At 63.6% G+C, this 3,269-nt stretch carries 4 protein-coding genes; 2 read left to right on the forward strand and 2 right to left on the reverse strand.

Going from position 1 to position 3,269, the window contains the following annotated elements:
- A partial coding sequence (locus WCB02_RS23045; protein ID WP_423961745.1) for an aspartate-semialdehyde dehydrogenase occupies window positions 1-745 on the reverse strand: 745 nt, incomplete at its 3' end.
- A gap of 114 nt (window positions 746-859) precedes the next feature.
- Between WCB02_RS23045 and WCB02_RS23050 the strand changes: the two genes are divergently transcribed.
- Complete coding sequence (locus WCB02_RS23050; RefSeq protein WP_423961747.1) at window positions 860-1,696, forward strand: hypothetical protein; 837 nt, start codon at window positions 860-862, stop codon at window positions 1,694-1,696.
- Between the two features lie 176 nt (window positions 1,697-1,872).
- Window positions 1,873-2,247 carry a hypothetical protein gene (locus WCB02_RS23055; RefSeq protein ID WP_423961749.1) on the forward strand — a complete coding sequence of 125 codons (375 nt, stop codon included), beginning with the start codon at window positions 1,873-1,875 and terminating at the stop codon, window positions 2,245-2,247.
- Between the two features lie 73 nt (window positions 2,248-2,320).
- Here WCB02_RS23055 and WCB02_RS23060 read toward each other — a convergent pair whose 3' ends face one another.
- The gene (locus tag WCB02_RS23060) at window positions 2,321-3,256 is read right to left on the reverse strand and encodes an OmpA family protein (RefSeq protein ID WP_423961751.1); all 936 of its coding nucleotides are present in this window, start codon (window positions 3,254-3,256) and stop codon (window positions 2,321-2,323) included.
- Window positions 3,257-3,269 lie beyond the last annotated feature (13 nt).

Genomic DNA, 3,269 nt, shown 5'->3' on the forward strand with positions numbered 1-3,269 from the left:
CGATGTTCACTGCCTCGGAATGGCCGATGAAGACCGGAACGCGCACGCAGGTGGCGGTCAGCTTGATCTTGGGATCGAGAATCTTCTTGGTCTCGACCATCATCTTCCACTCTTCCTTGGTGTAGCCGTCTTCCATGAACACGTCGATCTCGGGGATGACGTTGAAGGCGATACGCTTCGGGAATTTCTTGTTGATCAGTTCGCTGTTGGTGTAGACGGCCTTGGTCTGCGAGAACAACTCGTCCATCGCATCCTTGCCGGCACCCGACACCGATTGATAGGTCGCGACCACGACGCGCTTGATGACCGCCTTGTCATGCAGCGGCTTGAGCGCGACCACGAGCTGCGCGGTCGAGCAGTTCGGATTGGCAATGATGTTCTTCTTGGTGAAGCCTGCGACCGCGTCGGCATTGACCTCGGGCACAATCAGCGGCACGTCCGGATCCATCCGCCAGGCCGACGAATTGTCGATCACGACCGCGCCGGCGGCGCCGATCTTCGGCGACCATTCCTTCGACACTGCGCCGCCCGCCGACATCAGGCAGATGTCGACGTCGGAGAAGTCGTAATGTTCGAGCGCTTTGACTTTCAGGGTGCGGTCGCCATAGGAGACTTCGACACCGACGCTGCGGCGCGACGCCAGCGCGACGACCTCGTCGGCGGGGAATTTGCGCTCGTCCAGAATGTTGAGCATTTCCCGCCCGACATTGCCGGTGGCGCCGACCACTGCGACCTTGTAACCCATCGTTCACTCTCCGGAGAAAAATGCCGACCCGCCCGCTCCGCGGAGAGGGACGAGGCAGCGCTTCTATGCGAGAAACATCCTCAACACAACGTTACCATGGTGGGTGGGCGTTTGATGTCTTCGTTTTCGATCGATCCGGCCGATTCCCGTACTCCGATCCAAATCCGCGCCGAGCTGACGAGCTTTGCCGACGAACTGTGCGCCACCGTGGCGCGGATTTTCGTCTATGTGGGGACCCTGGCCCTGTTTACCATCCTGGCGATTCATGGCTGGCATCAGTTGCATGCGGTCGCCGCCGGCGACCCCTCTGGCAAGGCGCGCTGGAGCAAGGCTGGCTGGAGCGTGGCCGACCACTCGCACCCCGCGTTCGCCGTCAGCCAGCCTGATCCAGCCGGAAAATCAGTAACTTATACCATCTTTCGGCATCCGCTGGGCGGCCGCCGCGATGTCCTGCGCTGGACCGGGACAAATGGACAGCCGGTCGCCGAGCTCGAAATCGAGCGGTTCGGCGGCGAGATCGATTCATCGCCATCGCAAAATGCCGATCTCGCCGCACGGATGGAGCTGCCGCACGGGGCCGAACTGGAGACGGCCGGCGTGATCGACAGCAAATTCGGCGCGGTGACGCTGCTGCACCAGGCCGGCAGCAAGGAAAGCGCAACGCAGGGCACCAGCGCCTGCCTGGGTTTCGTCAAGCGGTTCGACGATCCGGCCTTGCGGATCTCCGGCTGGTCCTGCGAGGGCGACGCCCTGCCGGCGCGCCGCAACGCCGTCGGTTGCTTGCTGGACCGGCTGGTGCTCCTCGTCTCCGGCAACGAGCCGAAACTGGCACAACTGTTCGCCCGCGCCGAGCTCAAGCGCGGCACCTGCCTCGCGACCGGCCCGTCAGTCGCCGACTGGATGACCGGCCCTGCAACCCCCGAGCTGCGCGGCACGTTCGCGCCGGACTGACGCCAAGCGAGCGGCCAAGCCGCTGGTCTTCCTGAAACTTTCTCGCCAGCCCCAGCATTATCTCGCAGGGTGTGGCCGGATTGACCTTGTGGCGCGATATCTTGGGCGGATACAATATCGGTCAAATCGCAAATGGCGCCGCGCCAGCCCGAAGGACGTCAAAGGACGTAAATAGAATGAGTCGGAAATTCCCCGCCGTGAACAAACTGGCGCTGCTGCTGGCGGCAGGCGCAATCGTCGCCGCAAGCGCTGCTCACGCGCAGTCGAGCCCGCGCTATGATAGTCGCGGCCGACCTTATTACGGCGCCGGGGGCCCCAATGTGTCCTATCAGCAGGGCCCACACACGCGAATCTACGTGAGTAAGCGCTCCTGGCTGGACGCCGGTACCGAAGTATTGCCGGGCGAACGCAAATTCACTGATTATGCCTTCCCTCCGGACTATTCGTTCGCGCGCGAGAACAACAACCGTCCGATCGACCGCCAACCGCTCAACCCGCCGTCTGACTTCGGCACCGAGGTATCCCCGATGACCCAATTCCCGCTGTATTGAGCGATGGGCCAACGGCTTAGGAAGAAATGGCCGGGATTGCTCCCGGCCATTTGCTTTTGAAGAGTGCGACACCCTACCGCGGTGGCGCGATGCCGCCATTGAGCAGGGGCGTGATGCGGCGGACGGTGACGCGGCGGTTGATGCGGCTCGGCCCGTCGGTCTGTTCCTTGGGATATTGCGAGCCGTAGCCCTGTGACGTCAGGTTCTCGGCCGGCACCCCGAATTGCTGGGTCAGCAATTCGGCCGCGGACTCCGCACGGCGGTCCGACAACGACAGATTGTCGGTATCGTTGCCGGTCGCATCGGTATGGCCTTCGATCAGAAACACCTCGCGCGGATTGCGCTGGATCGCCCGGTTGAGGCCGTCCGCGATCACCTGCAGCTTGGTCGCCTGATCCGGCGGGATCTCCCACGATCCGGTATCGAAGTTGATGGTGTTGAGATCGATGCTCGGCATCAGCATTCGCACGTTCGGGCTGTAGCGGATTTCATCGAGCGAATAACGCCGCTCGATCCGGTCCACCGGCGGCGCCTCCATGGCTCCGTAGATCATATCGGGCGTCGCCTGGTCGGCCTCGACGATGTAGCGGTCATACGGGATGCGGATCACCGGCGGCGGCAGGTCGACATAGAAGCCGCCAACCGCGGCCGGATCGCGGTAGCTGTTGTCGATGATGACAATCTCGCGACCGTCCCGCTCGCGCCGGATCCGGCGCAGCAAGCCGCCGTCAGGACCGATGATCGTAATGATCTGCACCCCGTCCGGACGGATCACGATGTCGCGGGTGTCGTTACCCTCACGCTGCACCTGGATGTCGCGCGCGCCGAAGCGGAAACGCTCCATCTCATCGTGACGCACAAACTCCTGCCCGCCGGGGTCGCGGACGATGATGCGCCCGGGCTCCGTGATGACGGTGCGGCCGCCTTGCTGGACTTCGTGCCGTTCGGCCCGGAAATCCTCCAGCCGCCGCGGACCCTGCGGCGCGGCGCCCGGGGCAATCGGCGTCAGCGCCTGCGTCGGC

This window comes from Bradyrhizobium sp. (genome assembly GCF_049581145.1).
Lineage (GTDB): Bacteria > Pseudomonadota > Alphaproteobacteria > Rhizobiales > Xanthobacteraceae > Bradyrhizobium.